This is a genomic window from Psychrobacillus faecigallinarum (genome assembly GCF_014836595.1).
Classification (GTDB): Bacteria; Bacillota; Bacilli; order Bacillales_A; family Planococcaceae; genus Psychrobacillus; species Psychrobacillus faecigallinarum.
The window spans coordinates 471,199-495,043 of record NZ_JACSQO010000002.1 but is presented as its reverse complement, the minus strand read 5'-3'; the positions used below and the strand labels follow the sequence as shown (position 1 = coordinate 495,043).

29 protein-coding genes and 1 riboswitch are annotated in these 23,845 nt (G+C 35.2%); of the genes, 5 read left to right on the top strand and 24 right to left on the bottom strand.

Translation table 11 applies throughout. The annotated features are described in order from the left end of the window. Positions 1–21 precede the first annotated feature (21 nt). The 9 genes from gcvT to comGA all read right to left on the bottom strand — a co-directional run bounded on the left by gcvT (position 22) and on the right by comGA (position 5,798). A complete protein-coding gene (gene gcvT / locus H9650_RS07150) occupies positions 22–1,125 on the bottom strand; it encodes a glycine cleavage system aminomethyltransferase GcvT (protein WP_144535981.1) in 1,104 nt (367 codons plus the stop codon). A 193-nt stretch (positions 1,126–1,318) separates the two neighbouring features. Then, positions 1,319–1,413, bottom strand: a riboswitch (glycine riboswitch). Positions 1,414–1,530: 117 nt separating this feature from the next. Continuing rightward, a complete protein-coding gene (locus H9650_RS07145) occupies positions 1,531–2,043 on the bottom strand; it encodes a shikimate kinase (protein ID WP_144535979.1) in 513 nt (170 codons plus the stop codon). A gap of 14 nt (positions 2,044–2,057) precedes the next feature. Beyond that, positions 2,058–2,264 (bottom strand): hypothetical protein, encoded by a 207-nt coding sequence (locus H9650_RS07140; RefSeq protein ID WP_144535977.1) that lies wholly within the window; start codon positions 2,262–2,264, stop codon positions 2,058–2,060. Next, complete coding sequence (gene comGF, locus H9650_RS07135) at positions 2,245–2,697, bottom strand: competence type IV pilus minor pilin ComGF (protein ID WP_191696871.1); 453 nt, start codon at positions 2,695–2,697, stop codon at positions 2,245–2,247. The genes H9650_RS07140 and comGF overlap by 20 nt, the downstream gene beginning before the upstream one ends. Then, the gene (locus tag H9650_RS07130) at positions 2,670–2,981 is read right to left on the bottom strand and encodes a hypothetical protein (RefSeq protein ID WP_191696870.1); all 312 of its coding nucleotides are present in this window, start codon (positions 2,979–2,981) and stop codon (positions 2,670–2,672) included. Before H9650_RS07130 ends, comGF begins: the two co-directional genes overlap by 28 nt. Then, complete coding sequence (gene comGD, locus H9650_RS07125) at positions 2,971–3,411, bottom strand: competence type IV pilus minor pilin ComGD (RefSeq protein ID WP_144535971.1); 441 nt, start codon at positions 3,409–3,411, stop codon at positions 2,971–2,973. The genes H9650_RS07130 and comGD overlap by 11 nt, the downstream gene beginning before the upstream one ends. Beyond that, on the bottom strand, positions 3,398–3,727 hold the full coding sequence (comGC, locus tag H9650_RS07120) for a competence type IV pilus major pilin ComGC (RefSeq protein ID WP_144535969.1): 330 nt from the start codon (positions 3,725–3,727) through the stop codon (positions 3,398–3,400). Before comGC ends, comGD begins: the two co-directional genes overlap by 14 nt. A 12-nt stretch (positions 3,728–3,739) precedes the next feature. Then, a complete protein-coding gene (comGB, locus tag H9650_RS07115; RefSeq protein ID WP_191696869.1) occupies positions 3,740–4,801 on the bottom strand; it encodes a competence type IV pilus assembly protein ComGB in 1,062 nt (353 codons plus the stop codon). Beyond that, the gene (comGA, locus tag H9650_RS07110; RefSeq protein ID WP_191696868.1) at positions 4,782–5,798 is read right to left on the bottom strand and encodes a competence type IV pilus ATPase ComGA; all 1,017 of its coding nucleotides are present in this window, start codon (positions 5,796–5,798) and stop codon (positions 4,782–4,784) included. The genes comGB and comGA overlap by 20 nt, the downstream gene beginning before the upstream one ends. Before the next feature lie 387 nt (positions 5,799–6,185). Here comGA and H9650_RS07105 point away from each other — a divergent pair, with 387 nt between their 5' ends. Both H9650_RS07105 and H9650_RS07100 read left to right on the top strand, forming a co-directional pair. After that, a complete protein-coding gene (locus tag H9650_RS07105; RefSeq protein WP_191696867.1) occupies positions 6,186–6,866 on the top strand; it encodes a helix-turn-helix transcriptional regulator in 681 nt (226 codons plus the stop codon). Positions 6,867–7,007: 141 nt separating this feature from the next. Further along, complete coding sequence (locus tag H9650_RS07100; RefSeq protein ID WP_144535961.1) at positions 7,008–7,247, top strand: DUF2626 family protein; 240 nt, start codon at positions 7,008–7,010, stop codon at positions 7,245–7,247. Between the two features lie 92 nt (positions 7,248–7,339). On the opposite strand, the gene H9650_RS07095 is transcribed toward H9650_RS07100, so the two are convergent. Beyond that, positions 7,340–7,978 carry an MBL fold metallo-hydrolase gene (locus H9650_RS07095; protein WP_191696866.1) on the bottom strand — a complete coding sequence of 213 codons (639 nt, stop codon included), beginning with the start codon at positions 7,976–7,978 and terminating at the stop codon, positions 7,340–7,342. Positions 7,979–8,130: 152 nt separating this feature from the next. Here H9650_RS07095 and H9650_RS07090 point away from each other — a divergent pair, with 152 nt between their 5' ends. Then, positions 8,131–8,310: a DUF2759 domain-containing protein gene (locus H9650_RS07090; RefSeq protein WP_144535957.1), complete on the top strand. Its 180-nt coding sequence runs from the start codon at positions 8,131–8,133 to the stop codon at positions 8,308–8,310. Between the two features lie 43 nt (positions 8,311–8,353). On the opposite strand, the gene H9650_RS07085 is transcribed toward H9650_RS07090, so the two are convergent. The 5 genes from H9650_RS07085 to rpmG form a co-directional block, all read right to left on the bottom strand. Further along, the gene (locus H9650_RS07085) at positions 8,354–9,463 is read right to left on the bottom strand and encodes a YqgU-like beta propeller domain-containing protein (RefSeq protein ID WP_144535955.1); all 1,110 of its coding nucleotides are present in this window, start codon (positions 9,461–9,463) and stop codon (positions 8,354–8,356) included. Positions 9,464–9,558: 95 nt separating this feature from the next. Next, the gene (locus H9650_RS07080; protein WP_144535953.1) at positions 9,559–11,460 is read right to left on the bottom strand and encodes an LTA synthase family protein; all 1,902 of its coding nucleotides are present in this window, start codon (positions 11,458–11,460) and stop codon (positions 9,559–9,561) included. Positions 11,461–11,678: 218 nt separating this feature from the next. Beyond that, positions 11,679–11,879, bottom strand: a complete 201-nt coding sequence (locus H9650_RS07075; protein ID WP_151109459.1) for a YqgQ family protein — start codon at positions 11,877–11,879, stop codon at positions 11,679–11,681. Beyond that, positions 11,876–12,466 carry a 5-formyltetrahydrofolate cyclo-ligase gene (locus H9650_RS07070; protein ID WP_144535949.1) on the bottom strand — a complete coding sequence of 197 codons (591 nt, stop codon included), beginning with the start codon at positions 12,464–12,466 and terminating at the stop codon, positions 11,876–11,878. The genes H9650_RS07075 and H9650_RS07070 overlap by 4 nt, the downstream gene beginning before the upstream one ends. Positions 12,467–12,535: 69 nt before the next feature. Next, positions 12,536–12,685, bottom strand: coding sequence for a 50S ribosomal protein L33 (rpmG, locus tag H9650_RS07065; RefSeq protein ID WP_053588882.1), 150 nt, complete (start codon positions 12,683–12,685; stop codon positions 12,536–12,538). Between the two features lie 175 nt (positions 12,686–12,860). On the opposite strand from rpmG, the gene H9650_RS07060 reads away from it, so the two are divergent. Then, positions 12,861–13,211 (top strand): hypothetical protein, encoded by a 351-nt coding sequence (locus H9650_RS07060; RefSeq protein ID WP_144535947.1) that lies wholly within the window; start codon positions 12,861–12,863, stop codon positions 13,209–13,211. Continuing rightward, on the top strand, positions 13,211–13,672 hold the full coding sequence (locus H9650_RS07055; RefSeq protein ID WP_191696865.1) for an endolytic transglycosylase MltG: 462 nt from the start codon (positions 13,211–13,213) through the stop codon (positions 13,670–13,672). Before H9650_RS07060 ends, H9650_RS07055 begins: the two co-directional genes overlap by 1 nt. 57 nt (positions 13,673–13,729) lie before the next feature. Here H9650_RS07055 and phoU read toward each other — a convergent pair whose 3' ends face one another. The 9 genes from phoU to H9650_RS07010 form a co-directional block, all read right to left on the bottom strand. After that, entirely contained in the window at positions 13,730–14,389 is a 660-nt protein-coding gene (gene phoU, locus H9650_RS07050) for a phosphate signaling complex protein PhoU (protein WP_154310655.1), read from the bottom strand. 20 nt (positions 14,390–14,409) lie between these two features. After that, entirely contained in the window at positions 14,410–15,210 is an 801-nt protein-coding gene (gene pstB / locus H9650_RS07045; RefSeq protein WP_191696864.1) for a phosphate ABC transporter ATP-binding protein PstB, read from the bottom strand. Positions 15,211–15,222: 12 nt separating this feature from the next. Further along, positions 15,223–16,101 carry a phosphate ABC transporter permease PstA gene (gene pstA / locus H9650_RS07040; protein WP_144535939.1) on the bottom strand — a complete coding sequence of 293 codons (879 nt, stop codon included), beginning with the start codon at positions 16,099–16,101 and terminating at the stop codon, positions 15,223–15,225. Continuing rightward, positions 16,102–17,034, bottom strand: coding sequence for a phosphate ABC transporter permease subunit PstC (gene pstC, locus H9650_RS07035; RefSeq protein WP_151113636.1), 933 nt, complete (start codon positions 17,032–17,034; stop codon positions 16,102–16,104). Positions 17,035–17,127: 93 nt separating this feature from the next. After that, entirely contained in the window at positions 17,128–18,102 is a 975-nt protein-coding gene (locus H9650_RS07030) for a PstS family phosphate ABC transporter substrate-binding protein (RefSeq protein ID WP_151109447.1), read from the bottom strand. A gap of 487 nt (positions 18,103–18,589) precedes the next feature. Beyond that, a complete protein-coding gene (locus H9650_RS07025) occupies positions 18,590–20,827 on the bottom strand; it encodes a peptidoglycan D,D-transpeptidase FtsI family protein (RefSeq protein ID WP_144535936.1) in 2,238 nt (745 codons plus the stop codon). Between the two features lie 123 nt (positions 20,828–20,950). Then, complete coding sequence (locus H9650_RS07020; RefSeq protein ID WP_144535934.1) at positions 20,951–21,559, bottom strand: superoxide dismutase; 609 nt, start codon at positions 21,557–21,559, stop codon at positions 20,951–20,953. 115 nt (positions 21,560–21,674) lie between these two features. After that, complete coding sequence (locus H9650_RS07015; protein WP_144537147.1) at positions 21,675–22,154, bottom strand: DUF456 domain-containing protein; 480 nt, start codon at positions 22,152–22,154, stop codon at positions 21,675–21,677. Further along, entirely contained in the window at positions 22,154–23,785 is a 1,632-nt protein-coding gene (locus tag H9650_RS07010; RefSeq protein WP_318245393.1) for a Na/Pi cotransporter family protein, read from the bottom strand. Before H9650_RS07010 ends, H9650_RS07015 begins: the two co-directional genes overlap by 1 nt. Positions 23,786–23,845: the final 60 nt, after the last annotated feature.

Sequence of the window (23,845 nt, the reverse complement as noted above, 5' to 3'; positions counted from 1 at the left end):
TGGACAACCTCTTTCTTTGGCTTATTTTTCTCTTTTATAAAATGGAGTAGGTATAGTAACTGCTTTTAGTCGCTTGTTGCGAATTTCAACCTCTACCTCTTGACCAATTTCTGCAAATGTTGCGTCAATTAAAACCAGACCAATATTCTTTTTCAAAGTAGGAGATTGAGTTCCCGTAGTAACAAAACCAATTTGCTTATCATTTGCAAAGATTGGATAACCCGTACGAGGAATTCCTTTATCAATCATTTCAATTCCAATACTCTTTCTAGGCACACCATTTTCTTTTTGTTCTACTAAAACTGATTTGCCATTAAAATCTTGTTCTTTATTTAACTTCACAACAAAGCCAAGCCCTGCTTCAAGAGGAGTAATATCCTTCGACAACTCTTGGCCATATAATGGTAGGCAAGCTTCAAAGCGAAGTGTATCACGAGCACCTAGTCCACAAGGTAGTAAACCTTCTTCTTTACCTGCTTCTAGAATACTGCTCCATAAATCTTTCATATCATTGCTAGCTGCATAGATTTCAAACCCGTCTTCTCCTGTATAGCCAGTTCGAGAAACTAGTACTTGTTTGCCAGAAACGTCTATATTATCTTTAAATCTGAAAAATTTAATTTCAGTTAAATCCTGAGAAGTTAACTTTTGAAGGATTTCTTGTGCTTTAGGACCTTGCAGAGCTAACAGGCCATAATCATTTGATCTATTGTCCAACTCAACACCATCAATAGTATTTTGTTTCATCCACTCAAAGTCTTTTTCAATATTACCAGCATTAACAACTAACAAATAATGTTGATCTTCCAGTTTATAAACTAAGAGGTCATCGACAATTCCACCGTCTTTATAGCACATCACATTGTACTGTGCTTGGCCATTCACTAATTTTGAAATGTCATTGGTAACAAGACTTTGTAAATAGCTTTCACTGTTCGGACCTTTTACAAAAACTTCACCCATATGGGATACATCAAATAATCCAGCTTTCGTACGTACTGCCTCGTGCTCTTCTTTAATACTTGAAAACTGAACTGGTAGCTCCCAGCCACCAAAATCGATTGTTTTCCCTCCGTAAGATGAATAGACATCAAACAAAGGCGTACGTTTTAACTGTTCTGACAATTTAAATTCCTCCTTTTAATAGGTAGAAAAAGCATAAGTGAAAAAAAGCTAAATGGTTTCTTAATCGCAAAAAAGGACAGAAAAACCCCCTTAACGTAAAAAGGGTTCTCTGTCCTGGCACCTGAAAGTTTACCATAAATGGCTTTCCCCTTTGGTGGCTTTCCGTTCATAACGAAAGCACTCTCCAGAGTTGCGTCCTATACGAGTTCTTTTGCCTGAGAGATTCATAATAGTAATTACTTGCTCCTTCGGCGACGCAGCTGATGCGTTCTCTCCCCATATATTCATCCGCTAAATATAGACAAAACACTAGCTTTGTCTATATCCTAACATTGAACCTAAGAGAGCGCAATCATTTTTGATAAACTTATTAAAAACCGAACGAAAATATATGAAAACAATGAATCATTCGCCTTTAAGACGATTTACTTGAAATCCTGCATATTCTGTTATTTGACGAAGATGCCTGTTTTCCGTACGAATCGTTATGTGGGCAGCCTTTTTGTAACTTCTCCTACGGGTGTTGAAAAGTAGCTGTAATTCTTCCTTCGTGCTTCTTTGAACGATTGGTCTATTTTTATCGTTCTTTATGCGTATCCAAATGTCTTCAAAGGTAGCATCAAGAAACAACACCAATCCATTGTTTCGCATAATTTTAATATTTCTATCGAGTGTCGCTACACCTCCACCCGTGGAAATAATACAAGATTCTTTTCGAAAATTTAGTAAAAATTCGGTCTCTAAATTTCGAAAATAGGCCTCTCCATGCTGTTCAAATATTTCAGGAATCGACATTTTCTGTCTTTTGACAATTTCTTTGTCCATGTCATAATAGGGCATCTTCAAGAGATAGCTCAGTCTTCTCCCGACAGCACTTTTACCACTGCCCATAAAACCCACTAAATAAATCTTGTACATTTTTTATCAACTCACTACATACCAGGATTATTTTCACGCTCAATAAAATTACTTATTTTATTGATAGTATCACTAATATGACGGATTTCCAACGAATCATATGTTCGATATTTGGATTGGTATGCTGCAGTTATAGTTAAAACCGAAAAACAAACTATAGATAGCAGGATAGTGGAAGCTAATAATAATGCACCTTTTTGGTCAAGTAGAATACGTAACATAGAAAGTATGCTCCTTTTGTTGTCCATTAAAAAAAGTAACGAAAAATGTAATCTTTTGTCCTTCAGCGATCACATTTAATGTTTGGACATTTAATAGAAGTGGCTCATGACCAAGTTTATTTATTTGTTTTCTTACGACATTAGATGAGTATTCCACATCATATTCTATACCCTGCTTATAAAAACGAATTCCAGGTTGCTCACTTTGAACTATAAAATTCTCTACATCATTCAAATAAGCTTCCACATATTGTATAAATAATGCCCATTCAATTTCGGATGGATCAGCTACCTTCTTTTCTGTTGTATATAACGACCACATAATAAGCGCAAATATTTGAGCAAAAATGATAAACACACTAAGCTGTAAAATTCCGTCAATAAAAGTATAACCTTTTTCGTTACTTAGTTTGTTTGTGAGGTATCTACACAATTTACTTTCTCCCCCCGAACCCCCTTGTACTCAATACAAATTTGCTTGAAATCTACACGAAATTGATATTCAATATTTTCAATGGTGCGTGATCCACCTGTTATATTTTCAGTTATGAACATTTTGGCAGCTTCATTCATGACCACAGCCGAATGGTATTTCCTCTTTTTATCCTCTAGCTGCACACTCATCTTCGTAAGAAGAGGTATTAACATAGTAGCCACCATAAATGTTATAAACAGTGTCAATAATGTTTCTGCCCAAGAAAATCCTTTACAATTCATAGCTTACCCTGCCTGAACCAATATGAACTGTCACTATTTTAGTTCCCTTCTTAGTAAGGAATGAAAATTTCCCAAATTGATTGACAGCACCATTAGTTTGAAAGCGTAGTCCCTTTAAATAACTATCTATAGACAAACTCATATGAGATGGCAGGCTACATTCCAGTAGTATAGTTCCCGATTGTTTTACGGAGTAACTAGTTCTATTCTCGTCAAATGCTAATGTGATCAATTGTTGATTACCTATGGCAATCGATTGAGCTTGTTGTAAATCTAGATGAAACTGATGTAAAAATCTTTTCTCTTCCAATTCCTCTATTTTATCGTTTGCTCCATAAATAACTGCTGACGTAATTACCATAACGATCAATAGCATCAAGATAGCCTCTATTAAGGTATAACCATCTTGGTTTAACTTAACCGCCACCATTGCCTGAATCCTTTATTGAAACTTTCCCATCTACTATAATAACTTCTTCCCCTCCCGGACAATTTTTGTTGTTCTCACCTAGATACTCTGCCACACTTAAATCATTCAACGTAGGGGTCACATTTTTATCAATTTTATATGCTTGTACTTGGCCTTCTACCATTTTCACAAATGCCTCACATCCTTTTTTATCTATGTTGGCAGAATGTTTGGTAACGTTAGGAATAGAGATTAATATTAAAACAGATATGATTAGCAATACAATCATCATTTCTATTAGTGTAAAGCCCCGCTCATTTTTTAAGATTATCCACATAAACTTGCTCCTTTAAATTATATTTATCATTTCATAAACTGGTAGTAATATAGCTAGATAAGCACCTATTATAAAGACTGCTATTATTAGGAACATTACTGGTTGGATGATACTAAGGTATCTAGATAGCCTTGCCTCCATTTGTTTATTCATAAAATCACTGTATAAAGTCAATTCCTTACCTAAGTATCCGTTGTTCTCCCCATGTACGATAAATTGATGAAAGTCTACTGTGAAATTATCTACTAATACAGCCCCCTCAGAGAAGGAAGAACCGTAGATCACCTTTTCCTTCATCTCAGATACTATATGTTGAAGTAATTTGTTTTCCTTCTGATTAATTAATGCTCCAAAGGATTCTTGAAGAGATAAACCACTTTCTAGAAGTACACCCATTTCTCTCGAAAATACTCTAGTTAACAGTAAACGATACCAGTTATTGATAATCGGTGTTTTTTTAAGAAGTGTTATTTTAAATTCAACACTTTTGTTTCTAAATATGAACCATAGCAATACTATAAAAACTATCATGAAAATTAAAAGTGTAAGGAATATGTTAGGAAGGTTTAATAACGTATTGGTAAGCGCAAGTGAGCTTTGAGGTTGGGGTTGATTTTTGGAAAGTAAAGATTCCATATTAGGGAGAAAATATATTCGAAAAACAGTAAACAATAAAAAAATGACAACAAACAAAAAAAGAGGATACATTAATAGGCTCTTTAACCGCTTTCTTGCTTGCTCCATAAATTTGGCATTGATACTTAAAATTTCAGTAGTCTCTGCAAGATGGCCATGCTGAGATGCTAAATGAAGAGGGAGCAATAACCGATTAGGAAATCCAAGCATCCTGAATACCTCTACTATACTCTGCCCTCTTTTTTGAATGTCCATCACCTTCATTTGAACTACATTTACATTTTTAACATGAAACGGCAAAAGCATCGTAACAGCTTCATGAAAAATATAACCCTCCTTCAGTAATTCGCTCAATCTATTAAGGAAGGTGGCTTGCTGTGATACCGGTACAATTTCATTCTTTTTATGAAAATAAGCTTTAAGTGTTTTTAATAACACCTTCCCTTTTCCCCCTTTCAATTTGATAAGAAAGAGTTAGCGGAAAAGGTATTTTAAAGCTACTGCCATAACTCAAGGAAGTTAGAGCTTCTTCCAACATATCACCAGATATAATTTCGAATATAGCTGATAATTCAGGCGTATTAGTTTTAATTACTGTAACTAACCTTTGAGTAACAATTCCAGTTACTGTTTGTTTCAGCTCATCTAAGCTAATACCTAAATCCATTAATCTGTATAAGGCACCTATTCCGTCCCTTGCATGAATTGTGGACACTACTAAATGTCCCGTTAAAGATGCTTGAATTGCAGCCTTAGCAGTATCTTTATCTCTTATTTCTCCTATCATAATTACATCTGGTGAATGCCTTAAAATAGCCTTTAGACCTTTGGCATATGTCACACCAGATCGCTCATTCACTTGAATTTGTAGTAAATAAGATTGACTGTTTTCTACTGGATCTTCTAGCGAGATAACATGCCGATTCATATTTTCTGCGCAATACTTAGTTAACGAGTACATCGTCGTGGATTTTCCTGAGCCAGTTGGTCCAACAAAAAGGATCATACCTTGACGCTTGTTTGCTAATTCTACGATTTGTTCAGAGGCACCCCTGAACAAGGATAGCGAATGAATAATTTTGGCATTATTATGCTGCTGTAGACGAATGACAAGGCTTTCCTTTCCGTATACGGATGGTAAAGTGGAAACGCGAAATGAAAACTTTTGGGAGTTAAATATGTGTTGAAAGGAACCGCTTTGTGGTTTGCGTTTTTCGCTAATATCAAGAGAGGATAAAAATTTGAAGTATGAGATGATTTTTTCACCAAGATTTAATGGGAGCTGACCTGCCTCAAACATTTGGGAATTTTTTCTAAAAGAATATGTGTAGATTTCTTCATTAGGGATCATATGAAAATCTGAAGCACCAAATTGATGAGCTTTCTTTAATAGCTGAAAGCATTTTTGTTCCACTATATTTTCTTCCTGTTGCATTATCTATCCTTTCCCCAGTTACAAGCTTGGCCGCAAAAGCTTGTACAACATAGTATACTTCCTTTCTCCAAATAAATAAAGTGATTTTTGAAAATATTTGTAATTGATAAATTAAATAATACTGGTATTTAAATACACAAACGTTTTGCACTTTCTTGATTTGAACTACTAGCAGTGCGACAGCAACCGATGAGGATTATCACTTACCTCACAGAAAGCTTCTGTCTAAAGCGAAAATAAATTATACTTCATGATATAATCTTTATTCTATCTTCGTCTTTATCATATTTTGTAAAATAAATAGGAATTATTGAGTTGTTTACTTTATATTAGTTTGTCATTATTAATTTCTCCCTTATAATAAAGTTAATGGAAGGTGGGATTTACTTGTCCGACACATTAAAATTAACTGGTACCCTTGCTGATGAGACCAGGTACTCAATCTATCAATATATTACAAAAGAAAATAAAGAAGTGAACGTTCAGCAAATTGCACAACAGTTCGGGATTCACCCCAATGTTGCTAGACTACATCTTACGAAACTAAACGAAGCGAAGCTGCTGACATCTAAATTTGTTAAAAATGAAAAAGGCGGTCGTCCTGCACGAGTTTATGTGCTTGCAGAGGACCCTATCCACTTAAGCTTTCCCAAACAGGAGAATCATTTATTACTTGAATGGTTATTGGAATTAGTTGATGCTATGGGTGATGCAGCTATTGATAAAGCAAAGGATATCGCTTATCAAAACGGTCACAAAGCGATAAATCATAAACAAGTGGATACACTAACTTTTGAAGATAAACTAGAAATTATGAAAGAAACAGCCCATTCGATTGGTTATATCCCGAACGTAACTGAAAAAGAGAATAAAAAAATTATTAACTTTTCCATCTTTAATTGTCCTTATAAGGATTATTTGAATAAATATCCACATTTTATATGTATATTACATGAATCTTTCCTAAAGGGACAATTTGATACTCTTTTCCCTGAGAATACCTTTGTTCAATTAGAAAGCAAACAGAATCACTGTATTAATTGCGTATATCATGTGGAAGTCCTATAATGAGGTGAAGATGTATCTTATTTGTGACAAACTTATGTTATTCCAATGTAGATGTTTAATAATCAGTTTACATGTAAGAACACTTTCATTTATAATGAATAGGAGAATTATTTGTATTCTTTGCAAAAGGAGGGACTACAATTGGGCAATATGTATAAAGTAATGGCTTTCTGGACAGGGATTTTTGCAGTTATGTTTTATTTAGGTGATATGTCAGAAGCTTCTTTACTATTTTTAGCAAATACGGGGTTATTCCTTCTTTTAGGGTTCTTAAACCTATCTGAGCGTATGTATATGTACATCTTCGGGGCTTACTTAATGTTCTTCTTCGCCGGCTTTACATACTACACTACATTCATACATGTACCAGGTGGACATTAATTAAGTCCAAAAGCAGCTTCCATATTGGAGGCTGCTTTTTAAATTCGCTTTTTATTTGGGGTTAAACAACCCTTGTTGAAATTTACTTTTGATTAAAATCCATTCAAGAACGGGTTGGAGTTCATTTCATCCTGGATAGTTGACGCAGGTCCGTGCCCAGGATAGATTACAGTTGCTTCTGGGAGCGTTAATAGCTTTGTGTGTATGGAGTGTAACAATTGCTTCTCGTTCCCTCCTGGGAGATCGGTGCGACCGACGCTATTTTGAAATAACGTATCTCCTACAATAGCAAATTCCTCTGTCTCAAAGTAAAAAGTTAAACTACCCGGTGAATGTCCTGGGGTGTGAGAAATGAAAAATTCAAAATCGCCTATACTTGTTTTCTCCTCTTTACTTAAATAGAAGTCTGCCTCCTTGGCAGAAATATTCGGAATTTCGGCGTATTTAGCAGATCCATTCTTTCCTGGATCTATTAACCAAGATTTTTCTGAAGGATGTATATAAACTGGTATACTGAATACTTCTCTAACATCATCTACAGCTCCAATATGGTCAAAATGTGCATGGGTTAGGAGAATGGCAATCGGCTTTAAATTTAGTCTTTTTAACTCCTTTACAAGCTTCTCTCCATTTCCACCAGGATCAAAAATTAAGCACTCTTTTTTTGCATTAGAAATGATATAGCAATTCGTTTGAATAAAACCCAATGGATATGTACGTATATTTAACATAAATTCACCTCCCTTCTATTTTAAACGAAAGTGCATCCATTGTTCAATCTTTCGCCACTTTTATTACTCGACAAAAGAAGAGATAACAATTACAATAGAAGAGGAATATGCAATCGCGACATTCATTTAATATGTCGGAAGGAGTGTCTTTCATGAACTTATTAATGGTTATTTTTGGTCTTGTTGCAGTGCTAGGTATTATAGGCACTTTCCAAGCTCTCAAAGAGAAAAATTTACTAAGTGTTTTATTTAACTTTGGTACATTTGCAGTTTTTGGTTTCTTTACTGTTATGACAATAATAAACCAAGGATTTCCACCAAGCTTACACTAAAATGCAAAGAAAAAGCTGCTATACAACTGTATAGCAGCTTTTTCTATTCGATTATATTTAACCATTTTGCTTCTTTTAGAGGTTTCAATGAAATCCATTGCTCTTTCTCATGTCCACCTAAACAAACCTTACCACTCGGTGAACAGTCTATTGGACGCTCGTTAATATCGCCAAATAACTCTTCCCCTTTTACTGTGTAGCCTGCTATAATACTTTTTTCGTTCGTTTCGTCCATATTCCCTGCCTTTTTTGATTGAAAAGCAATGAAACTGTTTGGGGAAGTTATCGATATTGTAGGAATTACCCATTCTGAATAATTACTTACTGCAGGAGAGACCCATTCAAACATTTCCCCACTATTTTTGTCTTCTAAGTGATACTTAAATTCCATCTTTTCTTCATCTACTTGGATATATAACATAGATTCACCAAAGTTCTGGACATCTATTATATGTTCCCATTTTGTATCTTGAATCTCATGATCAGCTGTTGAATAAAGTTTCAATGAACTACCATCTAAGCTCGATCCACTCCAGTCGAAGACCATTAAATTTTCCTCATCAAACCATTTAACAAAAGGATTTTCAACATCTATAGCTTTCAATTCTTGTGTAGACCCTTCATAAACAAAAGCATTATAAGTCCAGTCCTCATAAAACGTAGAGAACACTATTAAATTAGAGTTAGTTGGATGCCAATCCATATAAAGCTCTGCTGATTCAAAGGAGAGACTTTGTTCTACAACTCCACTTTTATGTAATAATTGCACCTCTGCAGATGAAGAATTGTTAGAAGTATGTAATAGAATCATTTCCTTGTTCGGGTGAATTTTCCCTTGTATAATTGGGACGTTCGTTCTATAAATTTCTTTCCATTCCTCTTTAGATATCGAGTAAGACTTCAATATCCAATGACCTTTATCTACTAAAACAAATAAAATTTCATCATCTGACAACCAACCGACCACGCTGTGAAATTTTGAACGCTCCAAGTGGATTGATGGCATTTTTGTTTCATTGGACTCATTTTGTACTTCTTTAACTGGGGTTTGTTGCTGGGAGACGTCATCAGGGGTTTCTACCGATGGCTGCTCTTTTTCTTTACACGCTTGTAGTAGAATTACACAAAAAATCAAGAACACAATTTTTTTCAACAATCTCCCCCCTCACCTTACAAATTAGACGTTTCAAATAGACTTTTGTTTCATAAAAAAGCACAGACTTTTTTGTCTGTGCTTTTAAAAATAACCTATTTTGCCGACTCTTTAGTTTCATCAATCAAGAGGTTACCAGTTTTTAAATCATAAAATCGTAGTAAGTCTCCATTGATAATTTTATCGGAGTAACCTAGCTCCTGAGTAGCTCTGTCAATATACGTCTGACAGTTTTCCACATCTACCTCTATACCTGAACCATTCTCATAACAAGTGTTTCCAGCATATACGTAGTCCTCAGTAATAAATCCACCATTTCTGTTAATAACAAATTCCTCATGATCTTCAGAAAAAATGTCTGCACCTAGTTGCATATCTTTGTTCGTTTCAACACCTAACAAATGTAAGATTGTAGGTCGCAAATCAATTTGCCCTGAAATTTCACTCACTTCTTCTCCAGCTCCACTATTTGGGATATGGATAAACATCGGTACACTTTGTAATTTAGCAGATTCATATGGAGTAATCTCTTTACCTAAATACTGTGACATTGCAGCATTATGATTTTCAGAAATTCCATAATGATCACCATACATTACAATAATAGAATTATCATATAATCCTTTTTCTTTTAAATCATCAAAGAATATTTTTAAGGATTCGTCCATATAACGAACTGATTGGAAATATCTATTTAGTGTTCCAGAGTTCGAATCATATTCAGGTATTAACATATCTTCTTCATCTAATGTAAAAGGATGGTGATTAGTTAAAGTGATTAAACGTGAATAAAAAGGTTGTGGCATGTCTGTCATTAAGTCGACAGATTGCTCTAGGAAGGGAATGTCCTTAAGACCCCAGTTTACTGAATTATCATCATTCACATCATAACTCATGACATCATAGAACTTTTGAATGTTAAGTGACTGATACATCATATCACGGTTCCAAAAGCTTTTCTTGTTTGCATGCATAACATTTGTAAAGTAACCTTCGTCATTTAAACGTTCAGCCATTGAATGAAATGTATTTTCTCCGTGTGTAAAAAATACTGCTCCTCCGCCTAAACCATAAAGAGAGTTCTCTACTAAAAATTCTGAATCGGACGTTTTACCTAAACCAGTTTGATGATAGAAATTGGAGAAGTAAAAAGTATCCTTATCATTTGTTAGAGAATTTAAAAACGGTGTTACCTCATGTCCGTTCATATCGTTATTTAATACGAAGGATTGTAAAGATTCCATCGAAACAACAATAAGATTTCTATCCTCAGCTAAACCAAACGTTTTTTCATTTGGATCTGCTTGGTTTGAACGTACATAGTTATTAACTTCGACTAATTCACTTCCATCTGCAAGTGCACGCTGTGCGTGTGACTTAGACTGAATAAAGATGTCGTATAAGTGGTAGTTATATGAACCAAGATTTTTTACTAGCATTTCACGGTCAAAGCTTCTTGTTAGAAGCTGTGGTCTTTCAATTTCAGCAAGCCCTAAATTTAAAAATAGAATAGCAGCAGAAAGTACAAAATACGCTCTTCTAGTTGAAGCTTTAATAACCTTACTTTTTTCACCTATTTTTAACCATTTAATTGCTATTAAAATAATCGCAACATCAGTGAAATAGAAGATATCAGTCAAGAAGATACTTGCTGCAGCTGAAGATCCCAAATCACCAAAGTTACTTGTTTGGAACAAGACTGGTATGGTGATGAAATCTGTAAAGAAACGATAAAAAACTGCGTTTGCATAAAGTACTATTGAAAGTATCACACTAACAACTACTATATGTCTATTTCTGGCCTTCGTGGATTTGTAAAATAACGAAATTCCATAAACGATAAGCAAAAAGCTTAAAGGGTTAATAAATAAAATAAATTGTTGCATTATATTCTCGATTTTCATATCAAAGCTCGTGTGGTACACAGTATACGTTTTTATCCACGTTGCCACAATTGCAATTACAAGAATAGAATGTGTTGGCCAGGTTTTCTTCATTGCCTACATCCTCCCCTATTCACTCTTTCTATGAGTAAAAGTAACAGTGTATATATTAATCCTTTCATCAAAATAAATCAATATTAATGAAATGGAATTTTAATATAAATTTACAAAACCTATTTTTACTTACCCTATGTTAGACGGATTAAAACCTAATAAGTTTCATTTAATTTAGAAGATAGCTTTTTTATCACATATTCATATAGCATTTGTAGTTATAAAGACTTACTTAATTTACCTTTTTCCTGTCTTAATAACAAAATGGCTAGTTGAAAATCTTGTGCTTCAATCATCTGCATAGAATACAGTTCTTTTATTTCTTCTTCCATTATTTCAAGATCCGCGATTCGGTCTTTTGTATATACAAATATCCCAAAGCGTTTTAACAGTTGCATAACATCATATACGGATTTCAAGTTAATCCACCCATCTCCCTATTTTCCTTACACATTATTGTTGTACGCTCGGTAATAATGCTATCTACTGGAAGATCAAAGTCTTCTGACACAATTTCATCAACTAATTGCATGTCAAAAGCCAAAGACATAGACTTTCCCTTGTAATTGGATAAGAAACGGTCATAATATCCTCCGCCATATCCTATCCTATACCCTGATTTACTATACACAATTCCAGGCACTATTAGCAAGTCAATTGAACTTGGTTCAACTGCTGTGGTCAATTTAGGATTAGGCTCTTTTAAATTCATATAAACGGTCTCCAGTTGATTGTAGTCTTCTATACGATAAAAGGTCATCGAACGATCCTGCGGAGTACATTTTGGCACAACAACTGTTCTTCCCAACTCCCAAAGAGCATGTATAATCCCTTCAGTATTTACCTCTGGGAAAGCTGATATGGTTAATCCAATAGTACGAACATTTAAGGATGAAATTTCCTTTATAAAATTTGTTTTAATTTGCTCGGAATATAATATGTATAAGTCGCTGTCTAATCTAGACAGTTTATCCTTCATGTTTTTTCTCATTAATTGTTTGGACATTTTAATACCTCCAATAGCATCTATTTGCGAAGAAAAAAACCAAAACCTTTATGGTTTTGGTTTAGGTTATTATTTAGTTTCTCTATGAAGAGTCATTTTCTTTTCACGAGAGCAATATTTTTTAAGTTCAAGACGTTCTGGATTGTTACGCTTGTTTTTCTTAGAAATATAGTTGCGCTCTCCGCAATCTGTACAAGCTAATGTAATATTAACGCGCATGGTTGTCCCTCCCACTCTTTGCCAGGATTAAATATAAAACTTGAGCATGATTTATACGACTAACCAATTATAGCACACAATTGAAGAAAATCTACAATATTATAGAAGAATTTGTTTAAAGTTTTTTAGGATATGGTAGTATGAGTACAGGATATTTAAATTTGAGGTGAAAATTATGGACTTTTCTATCATTATAATAATCATTGGAATAATTTTAATGGCACTTTCTTTCTTTATCAAAGATGGTTCAAAAAAAGTGGAGGCCGAGGTCGAGGATCTTTCTTTTACTCTCTATCAAGAAACGAGCGCTCTAAAACGTAGATTAAAGGTAATCGAAGAGGAATTGCTAATTGATCCAATAAAGACAGCACCTAAAAAAAATGTTGCTACAAAACCAGTAGTTCATGCAATCATTAAAAACCAGGTGTTAGAACTACATAAACAGGGGTATTCTTTAAAGGACATTAGTAGCCGCTCCTCTTTGACAGTTGAAGAAGTTAAATCTGTGATTGGTGGTACACGCTAATGAAAAAAACAGCCATACGCTTTTTAGGTATCGGATTATTCCTAGCAGGCACAATTATACAATTAGAGCACAGATTATCTAATGAAGATATTTCTTCAGCAGGCGACGCACAAGCATATAAACAATCACAACAAGAGCTGTCTGAGGTAAAAAAACAACTTGCCCAGCTGCAGCTCAATTTAAACAATGCTCAAAAGGAACAACCTAAACAGAATGAAACAGAGGTAAGCAAACAAGAAGTTTCCTCCCCTACTGTTAATACTTTTAGCTTAGCTATAAAGTCTGGTATGACCTCTTCTGATATTAGTTTAGTATTAGAAGAAGCAGGAGTTATTCAAAATAAAATGGATTTTGAAAATTATATTGTTGACCAAGGATTGTCTTCACGAATTCAAATAGGAACGTATGAAGTGGATTCCAAAATGACCATCAAGCAAATAACTGAGCTGATAACAAACTAAAAGGTAGACATCCTATAAATGGGATGCCTACCTTACTTCTTATTATAAAACGTCTGATTAGTTGTTTAACTCGTAATGTCTTCCTTTTAATAAATATAAAAGACGTTCTGCCATGTTAGTAGCATGATCCGCGGATCTTTCTAAGTAACGACACACAAAGGAGAGCTGTGTCACTTGACTAAGATGAGCTGGTTCGTTTACTCCTACTGCTAATAAGGTTTTAATCGCGTGCCCATACATTTCATCAACTTCATCATCTAGCTTTGCGATGGCTTTTGCCTCTTCCATATCTTCTTTGATAAAAGCTGTTAAGGTTTGTTCTAACATCGAGATAGTTTTTACTCGCATCTCATCTAACAGATGAATAGGAGCTATATGCTCATCTTTTCCTATGCGTATGGTTTCTTTTGCAATATTAACTGCATAGTCCCCAATACGTTCCATATCGGCTGCAATCTTCACCAACACCATAAGTCTTCGTAAGTCTGTAGCTACTGGCTGTTGCTTTGCAATCAATAAAATTACTCGATCATTAATTTCTTCTTCCATACGGTTAATATGGATGTCATTATTTATAATGGTTAATGCGCCTTCAATATCATTAGCCAGCAAATAATCCATCGCTTTGTCAATCGTTTGAATAGCCGTATTACTCATTTCTAACAAAAGCTGCTGGACATGTTTAAGTTCCGCATCAAACTTCTCTCTTCCTACCATAATCATTTGACCCCTTTCTTTTATCCGAAACGTCCTGAAATATAATCCTCTGTTCTTTTATCCTCCGGAGTTGAAAAGATAACATCCGTTTTGTCAAACTCAATTACTTCTCCATTTAAGAAAAATGCCGTTTTATCAGAAATTCTAGCTGCTTGTTGCATATTGTGTGTCACGATGATAATAGAATAATCCTTTTTTAACTCCTGGATTAGCTCCTCTACCTTTAATGTAGAGATAGGATCAAGCGCAGATGTAGGTTCATCCATTAGTATTACGTCAGGTTCAATCGCTAGACAACGAGCAATACAAATTCTTTGCTGTTGGCCACCTGACAAACTATATGCATTCGTATTTAATCGGTCCTTTACCTCATCCCATATAGCTGCTCCACGAAGACTCTTTTCTACAATTTCATCTAGTAATTTCTTGTTTTTAATGCCGTGGATTCTTGGACCATAGGCGATATTGTCATAGATGGACTTTGGAAAAGGATTAGGCTTTTGAAAAACCATACCTACCCTTGTTCTCAATTCCTCTACTCCATAGCCTGCGTCAAGGATGTTTCTATCTCTATATATAATATGTCCGGATGTTTTTACTGTTGGTACTAATTCTACCATTCTATTCAACGTTTTAATATACGTAGATTTACCACAGCCTGAAGGTCCAATAATAGCTGTTACTTCGTTTTCATGAATCTGAAGGTTTATATTTTTTAAAGCATGATGAGTACCATACCATAAATTTAGTCCTTGTGTATCGTATACAATTTTAGATATTGACTGATTCGTTGTATGTTTGGTCGTTTTAGTTTTAAGCATTTAAGAGTCCCCCTAATAACGTTTTTGGAATTTGTTCCTTATAAAGATTGCTATTGAGTTCATGATCAATAAAAACATCATTAATACTAAAATCCCTGCAGAAGCTACATATTGAAAATCTAACTGTGGTCTTTTAGCCCAATCATAAATCTGCATAGGAAGTGCAGTGAACTGACTCATTACTCCATCAGGAAGAAAGTGGATAATTACAGGAACTCCAATTACTACTAAAGGAGCTGTTTCTCCAACTGCACGAGACAATGCTAATATTGCTCCTGTTAGAATGCCAGGAATGGCTGAAGGAAGAACTATTTTTAAAATGGTTTGCCATTTGGTTGCTCCCATTCCATAGGAAGCTTCTCTTACCTCTGTTGGAACTGCACGAATTGCCTCCTGTGAAGCAACGATAATGACCGGTAATATTAGTAAACTCATTGTAAATCCTGCTGCCAAGATACTATTCCCTAATGCCAACGCACGGACGAAAATTGTTAAACCGAGTAGACCAAAAACTACAGAAGGAACTCCAGCTAAATTGGATATATTCATTCGAATAAAATCATTCCATTTGTTTTTCTTTGCGTATTCCTCAAGATAGATTGCTGTCCCTACTCCTAATATTAAGGAAACTGGAGCAACCACACACATTAACCAAATAGAACCAACTAAAGCCGCCTTTATACCAGCTTTTTCAGGAAAACGAGAGCCAAAATTATTGAAAAATTCAGGGGTTATATAACCAATGCCTTGTGAGATTATTCGATAAAATAATATACCTAATGCTAATAACGCAAACATAGTAGCTAAAAAAAAGATAAACTTAAAAATTCTATTTAATGTTAGTCTTCCTGTCATTCTCTTAATCACTGACTCATGATCCACGTATCTCATTTAATATTCCTCCCGAAACTTTTTCGAAATAACGTGAGCTAAGTAGTTCATGAAAAGTGTAAATAAGAACAATGTGAAGCCCACTGCGTAAATGGAATAATAGATGGTTGTTCCATAGCCAGCATCACCCGAGGAAACTTGAACAATATAGGCTGTCATTGTTTGAATAGATTCGGTTACATTCCAATCAAACTTTGGTGTAGACCCACCTGCTAAAGATACAATCATCGTTTCACCGATTGCTCTAGACAGTGCAAGCACGATAGAGGCTATAATTCCAGATAATGCTGCTGGCAATACAACCCGCAAGGAAACCTCCAATTTTGTAGAGCCCATCGCCAGGGCCCCTTCTCGGATTGACTTTGGAACAGAAGACATCGCATCCTCTGATAAGGACGCAATCATTGGCAGAATCATAATTCCAACGACAATTCCAGGGCTTAAAGCATTAAAGATTTTTAAATCTGGTATAAGCTGCTGTAAAAGTGGTGTTACAAATGTTAAAGCAAAAAAACCATAAACAATGGTTGGAATACCAGCTAACACTTCTAAGATGGGTTTGATAATTCTTCTTGTACGATCACTGGCATATTCACTTAAGAAAATAGCTGATCCAATACCAAAGGGCACAGCTACAATCCCTGCTATACATGCTACCTTTAAAGTTCCAGCTATTAAAGGGAGAATTCCGAATACTTGCTCTGTATTAGCAAATGGAAACCATTCTGTACCTAATAAAAAGTCGGTTATTGGTACTTTAGAAAAGAAAATACTAGTTTCTACAACTAAGGTTAGAATGATTCCAAACGTTGTAAGGACAGAGACCGATGCAATTAGCATAAGACCTATTGGTATAACCTTCTCTATTAACTTTTTCGATCTTTTCTTGTTAGATTTTGCAATTAGATCTTGAACTGATGTTCCATCCATCATCTTTTTTTGTACCACTGTATATCCCCCTTTTACCAAACGAAAGAAAAGAGTAGCCGGAAGCTACTCATGTCTTTCTCCATGAAAATCTTCTGTTTATTTAAGAGCTTCTAAATCTGCCAAGCCTTTTTCATATTCTTCTTCAGGTAGGCTTACGTAACCTACTGCTTCTGCCATTTCTCCTGCTTTTTCAATCGTGTATTTCATGAAATCATAAAATGCTGGATTTTCCTTGATGGCACTATTTTTAGCATAAACAAATAATGGACGAGATAGCGGAGAATATTCACCAGATTCAATTGTTTCGTTTGTAGGTTCAATACCTTCCACTTTAACAACCTTTAAAGTATCTTGGTTGGCTAGGTAATAAGCATATCCAAAGAAAGCAATTGCATTTTTATCTCCCTGAACGCCTTGAACCAGCACATTGTCATCCTCTGAAAGCTGTGCAGATTTCACTAAATCTGCCTCATCTAATACTACTTCGTCAAAATAGTCATAAGTACCAGAGTCTGTGCCTGGTGAATAGAAAACAATTTTTTCATCTGGCCACTCCGGATTGATATCAGACCATTTTTTTTCTGTTCCATCTTCAATCCACATTTTCTTCAATTCTTCTATTGTTAAAGAGTCAACCCAATCATTGTCTTTGTTAACTACTAACGATAAACCGTCATATGCAATTTGGAACTCCGTGAAATCTACTCCTGCTTCATCTAATTTTTGCTTTTCCTCTTCTTTTATAGGGCGTGATGCATTGGAGAAGTCTGTATCTCCAGCTATGAATTTCTCAAAGCCTCCACCAGTACCTGATACCCCGACTGTTACTTGTACTTTTGATTGCTCTGTTGAATATTCTTCAACTACTGCTTCCAGTATAGGTGCTACTGTACTAGATCCATCTCCAGAAACTTTTCCTTCTAAGACAGCTTCTTCTTGAGAATCTTTCGATGCTGAGGATGCGGATTCCGTATCCGTTTCTGCCTCTTCTGTTGAATCTGTTCCACAAGCCCCTAGAGCAAGTGCTGATCCTACCATAGTTGTCATTAATAAGTACTTCCAGCTTTTCATCAGGTAAATCCCCCTAAAGTATGTTTTCTGTCTTACAAGTTTTACTTTAAGGCTTTGATATTGAGTCTGTATAAAGGTAGTGTAAATATTTTGTAAATTAAAATTAGATAATTTTTAGAGAATTAAGTTTAAATTATAGTTATTAATCAACTTCGTATTTCTACTTCTTATGGAAGAATCACTATAGATGTATCGAAAGTTTTAAGCATCTTTACTCTGCTATTGAGAGACCAAGTGTTGAACCCTGTTTGTTATTTAAAGTGACCATTATTCAATATGTATTGGCATACTTACGAAGCAATAAACAATAAAAGAGATTAAAATATATATGGCGTGTAGCTTTTTTGAAGATTCATTTTGGATACAGAAGTACCGCACATAAAATTCAAGAGGACTTGACTTAAATAACTTCAAAAATAGACAAAGTACCCCGAGAGGCGAACTCTCGGGGTACTTTGTCTGATTTTCCATCTAGGATCAGTTTTCATTATTCTTCATCTGTTTTATTTTTTTCATCACTTTCATCGATTTGATCATTTGTAAAGGCAGGTTTTATAGAAGGTGTAGAAGTAGAATCATTAGTTTCTAATTCGTTCTTTTTCTTCTGAATATCAAAGTAAGTATCTACAACTTCTCTTGCCATCGCACTTGTATAATTTGTTTTATAGGTGGATTCAGTGAATGCTTGAGGCACTACAATCGCATAAGCAATTTCAGGATTATCATATGGGGCGAAGCCAATATGAGTTAAGTTAACTGTTTGCACTGATTTCTCCATTGTACTATCTTTATAATACGATTGAGCAGTCCCTGTTTTACCTGCAGCAGTGAATGGAGCACTTCCAAAAGCTCCTCTACCTGTACCCTTGTCTCCAAAGTAAACTCTTTGCATCCCTTTTCGGACTTGGTTAATCTCTTCCTGAGAATTATCTATCACATTTAAAACTGTAGGAGTTATTTCCTTCACTAACTTACCAAGAGTTACCCCATCCTCAGAAGGCTCTCTAATTTCCTTCACGATATGTGGCTGTATACGTGTACCGCCATTAGCAATAGTTGCAGTATATTGAGCTAATTGCAAAGGAGTATAAGTATCATATTGTCCGATACTTAAATCTAGTAATTTACCAGATTCATTTTGACCGATAAAACCAGTGGATTCTCCTGGTAAATCTATCCCAGTTGGAACTCCCAATCCCATCTGCGCATATCCATTACGCATTTTCAAAAATGCATCCTCTCCAAAATAAATCGGTTGGTTTGGCTGATACGTCTTACCTGCCAATGCATATGCAATCTTAAACATGTACACGTTGGAGGATCGTTCCAATGCCGTTAAATCATTTAATCGGATTCTGCCGTTTCTATTAAATACAGAACTTTTAGGACTCGAACCCTTTATTCGAATAGGTTCATCGACTAAATACTCCCCAACTTCAATTGCATTTTCTCTATATGCAGTCAATACGGTAGCCGGCTTTACTGTGGAGCCAAGCTCATAGCCTGTTTTAAAAGCTCCATATGCATAATCATTAGCTACCCATTTGCCATTTTCTTTTTCTAATTTCTTCCCAACTAAAGATAGAACATCACCAGTATAAGGATCTAATATGATTAAAAAAGCACTGGTTAAATAATCCGTTCCCCTATTGTTTTTCATTTGAAGCAACTGTTTCTCTACAATAGCTTCCATTTCTAGTTGAACTTGACTATCTGTAGTTAGAACAAGCTCATTTCCGGGCTTTCCTTCGTATACTGTTTCTACATCCATTACTCGACCTTTACCATCTGTAATATTTTTTACAACAGATTTTTGCCCTTGCAGTACTTCTTCATACTGTTGTTCTATATAGGAAGTACCTACACGATCATTACGTGTGTAGTCTCTAGATAGGAAATAATTCAGGCGCTCATTAGGAAGTCCTTTTTTCGGGGAAGAAACGCTTCCCAAAACAGCTAAAGTGGAGTTTTTTACTCGTCTCCAGTCAGTTGTCGTATTTACACCTGTCATATCCGCCTCACCTAGACGCTCAGAAACTCTTGCAAATTCTTCCGCTGTGACCTCGAGTATATCTCCTTCCTCTTTATTCATTTCGTCACCTTTAATAATTTGAGGGGATAATGCGTAGCCGGTAGCCATTTCTCTATAGATAGCAATAATTTCCTCTTCCTCAGGTGTAAAGGAATTAAGCTGTTCTTCCGTAAGCTTACTACGTTGAAGACGGTCGATTGCTCTATTCTTTTCAGCCTTCGTTAACTCTTCGTTATTTTCTATTTCCTGTCTTTCTTTATCTGTCACAAGTTTTTTAGCTTCTTCGTCATTCTTTTGCAACCAATAGTCTTGTCGATCGCTTTTTGTAATATTTTTCGTATCTTTTTCAATTAACTTGCTCAATTTTTTAGCGGTTTTTAACATATCCGCAGAAGTAGTTGTCTGCATCTTAGTATAAGTTATTACCTTTTGAGGCTTATTATCAACTAATATTCGTCCTTCACTATCATATAATCGTCCACGGGGAACGCTTGTATTAACAGCTACTTCCTCGGTCCGCTCTAGATCACGTGCATAGTTCTCCCCTTTTACAATTTGAAGGAAGCCCAGTCTTAATATTAAAATTGTAAAAAGTAAAAAAATAGAAAAGAAAAGAATGTTCATACGAAAAGTTAGATTTGCTCTTTGTTTCGCCTTCATACTCTGTGCACGTTTTTTAGTTGTTTTTCGCATGATTTCACCTACTTGTTGAATAATTTTATCTTATTTTATTGTAACATAAAAAGCACACACTTTTAGACGAAAAAGTGTGTGCTAAGTTTCATTTTATAAAATATATTCCTATTGCAGGAAAAATTATTTTGCAGCTGAATAGCGTTTTGAAACTTCGTCCCAGTTTACAACATTCCAGAAAGAAGAAATGTAATCAGGACGACGGTTTTGATAATTTAAGTAGTATGCATGCTCCCATACATCTAAACCTAATAATGGAGTTTTACCTTCCATGATTGGAGAGTCTTGGTTAGCAGTTGAAGAAATTTCTAATTCTCCGTTTGCTACAGATAACCAAGCCCAGCCTGAACCGAAACGAGTTGTAGCTGCTTTCGCAAACTCTTCTTTGAAAGCGTCAAAGCTACCGAATTTAGCATCGATTGCTTGAGCTAGTTCGCCAGTTGGAGTTCCTCCGCCGTTTGGAGAAAGAAGTTGCCAGAATAGTGAGTGGTTAGCATGCCCACCACCATTGTTACGTACTGCAGTTTTGATGTCTTCTGGAAGAGCATCAATGTTAGCAATAAGTTCTTCAACAGATTTGTTTTCCAAATCAGCTTTTCCTGCAACTGCATTGTTTAAGTTAGTTACATAAGTATTGTGGTGCTTCGTATGATGAATATTCATCGTTTCTTTGTCGATATGTGGTTCAAGTGCATCGTAAGCGTAAGGTAATTGTGGTAATTCGTAAGCCATTATAGTTTCCTCCTAAGAAATAATATAGTAATTTTCTATCCATTTATTAGCGTATCAAAATATGAACAAACGTTCAAATAAAAAAGACTAAATTTTTCTCCTACTTTTGACTGAGTTAAATAAAGAAAACAAAAATTACAATCATAATTGTTAAAATTACTATTTTAGCAACAGAGGATGTTAGGAAACCGATTAAAGAACCTATTCCAGATTTGGTCGCTTGTTTAAATCCTTCTCTTGTCACTATTAGTTCTGCGATAACAGCTCCCAGGAAGGGTCCGATAATTATACCAGCAACTGGGATAACGAATGGTCCAAACAACAATCCAATTGTACTCCCCCAAACTCCCGCCTTCGTTCCTCCGAACTTTTTAACTCCAAATGCGTTCGCTGCCATATCTGCTCCAAACAAAAGAACGACAAATAATATTTGAATAGCCCAGAATAGCCAAGTCAATTCGTTGAAAGAGAAAAACAATCCATACAAGATATAACCCAATAGCATAAAAACTACTGAAGGAATAATAGGATAAAAAGTACCAACAAAAGCTATTATAAAACTAGCTATAACTAAAATCCAACCAATAATCTCTATCATACACGTCTCCCTAATACGGCCTCGGCCACATTACATGCATGGTCTCCGATCCGCTCTAAATTACTTAAAATGTCTACGAACATTATACCAGCTTGACCCGAGCATTTCCCTTCATTTACACGTAAAATATGATTTTTTCTATATTGTCTTTCCATTTTATCTATAACATTTTCTTGTTCAGCTACTTCAGTCGCAAGTTTATCGTCGTTATTGTTCAAAGCCTCTATCGCTTTTTCGACTGTTTGTATAGTCAGTTCAAACATTTCCGATACATCTTCCAATGCATCTTCCGTTAAAATAATTCGATGAACCTCTTGATAATCGATTAGCTCCAAAATATTTTCGAAGTGGTCTCCGATTCTTTCTATATCCCTTACCGTATCCATAAGCATATTATGTCTTCCAGAATCTTGATCGGACAATGGCTGAGAAGAGATTTTCACTAAATAATCTGTAATTTTTTGATCTAAATTATTTAATGCATCCTCTATTTGATAAGCTAGATCAGAATTTCGTTTGTTTTTTGTTTTTAAATAAGCGTATGTATTCTCTAAACCTTGAACACTTAGAGCGCCCATCCGCAAGATTTCTTCTTTAGCCTGCCCAATTGCGATAGATGGTGACTGTTCGATAAAATTAACATCTAAATGTTTTGGTTTATATTCAATGGAAACATCGTCTCCCGGTATTAACTTAGTTACTAAATATGCCCAAGCGCCTATTAATGGGAACTGTATAATCGTATTTGCCACGTTAAATGAACCATGTGCAAAGGCTATTTGCATTTTACTCTCTAAATCAAGAACACCAGATATCCATTCAATATATATAGTAAACGGTATTAATAAAAGTATAAAAATTACTGAACCTACTACATTAAACAAAACATGGGTCGCTGCAGCTCTCTTTGCAGCAACAGAAGCACCTAAAGATGCGAGAATCGCTGTAATAGTAGTTCCTATATTATCCCCGAAAAGAACTGGTAAGGCACCTTGGAGAGATAGTAGATTTTCTGCATAAAGCCCTTGAAGAATAGCAACGGTGGCACTTGAACTTTGAACTATTAGAGTAAATATTGTTCCTGACAATAAACCAAGGAATGGATGGTCACTCATCGCCAGTGTAAAATCTGTAAACGCCTCTAACTCTCTTAAAGGCTGCATGCCTCCACTCATTAATTCAAGACCTAGAAATAATCCCCCAAATCCAAAAATGACTTCCCCAACATTTTGTACAACATGTTTCTTAAAAAAGAAGATTAAAAAAGCTCCTACAGCCATAATAGGAAGTGCATAGCCACCTACATCAAAACCAATGATGAATGCAGTAATGGTTGTTCCTATGTTAGCACCCATAATAACACCAATTGCTTGTCGCAGCTTCATAAACCCTGCACTTACTAGTCCAACAGTAATAACAGTTGTACCTGAACTAGATTGAATTAATACGGTTACAATAATACCAACTAAAACCCCCATAAAAGGATTGGTAGTATAGCGATCTAATATATCTCTTAACCGTTCTCCTGCTGCTTTTTGTAAACCGTCACCCATATACTTAATGGCGAACAAAAATATACCTAGTCCCCCAAAAAATTCAAATAGCATTTGTTGCCAGTTCAATTCCACGATGTGCTCAACTCCTATTTCGGAAAATTAATACATTTCTATTATGATGAAATTATTAAG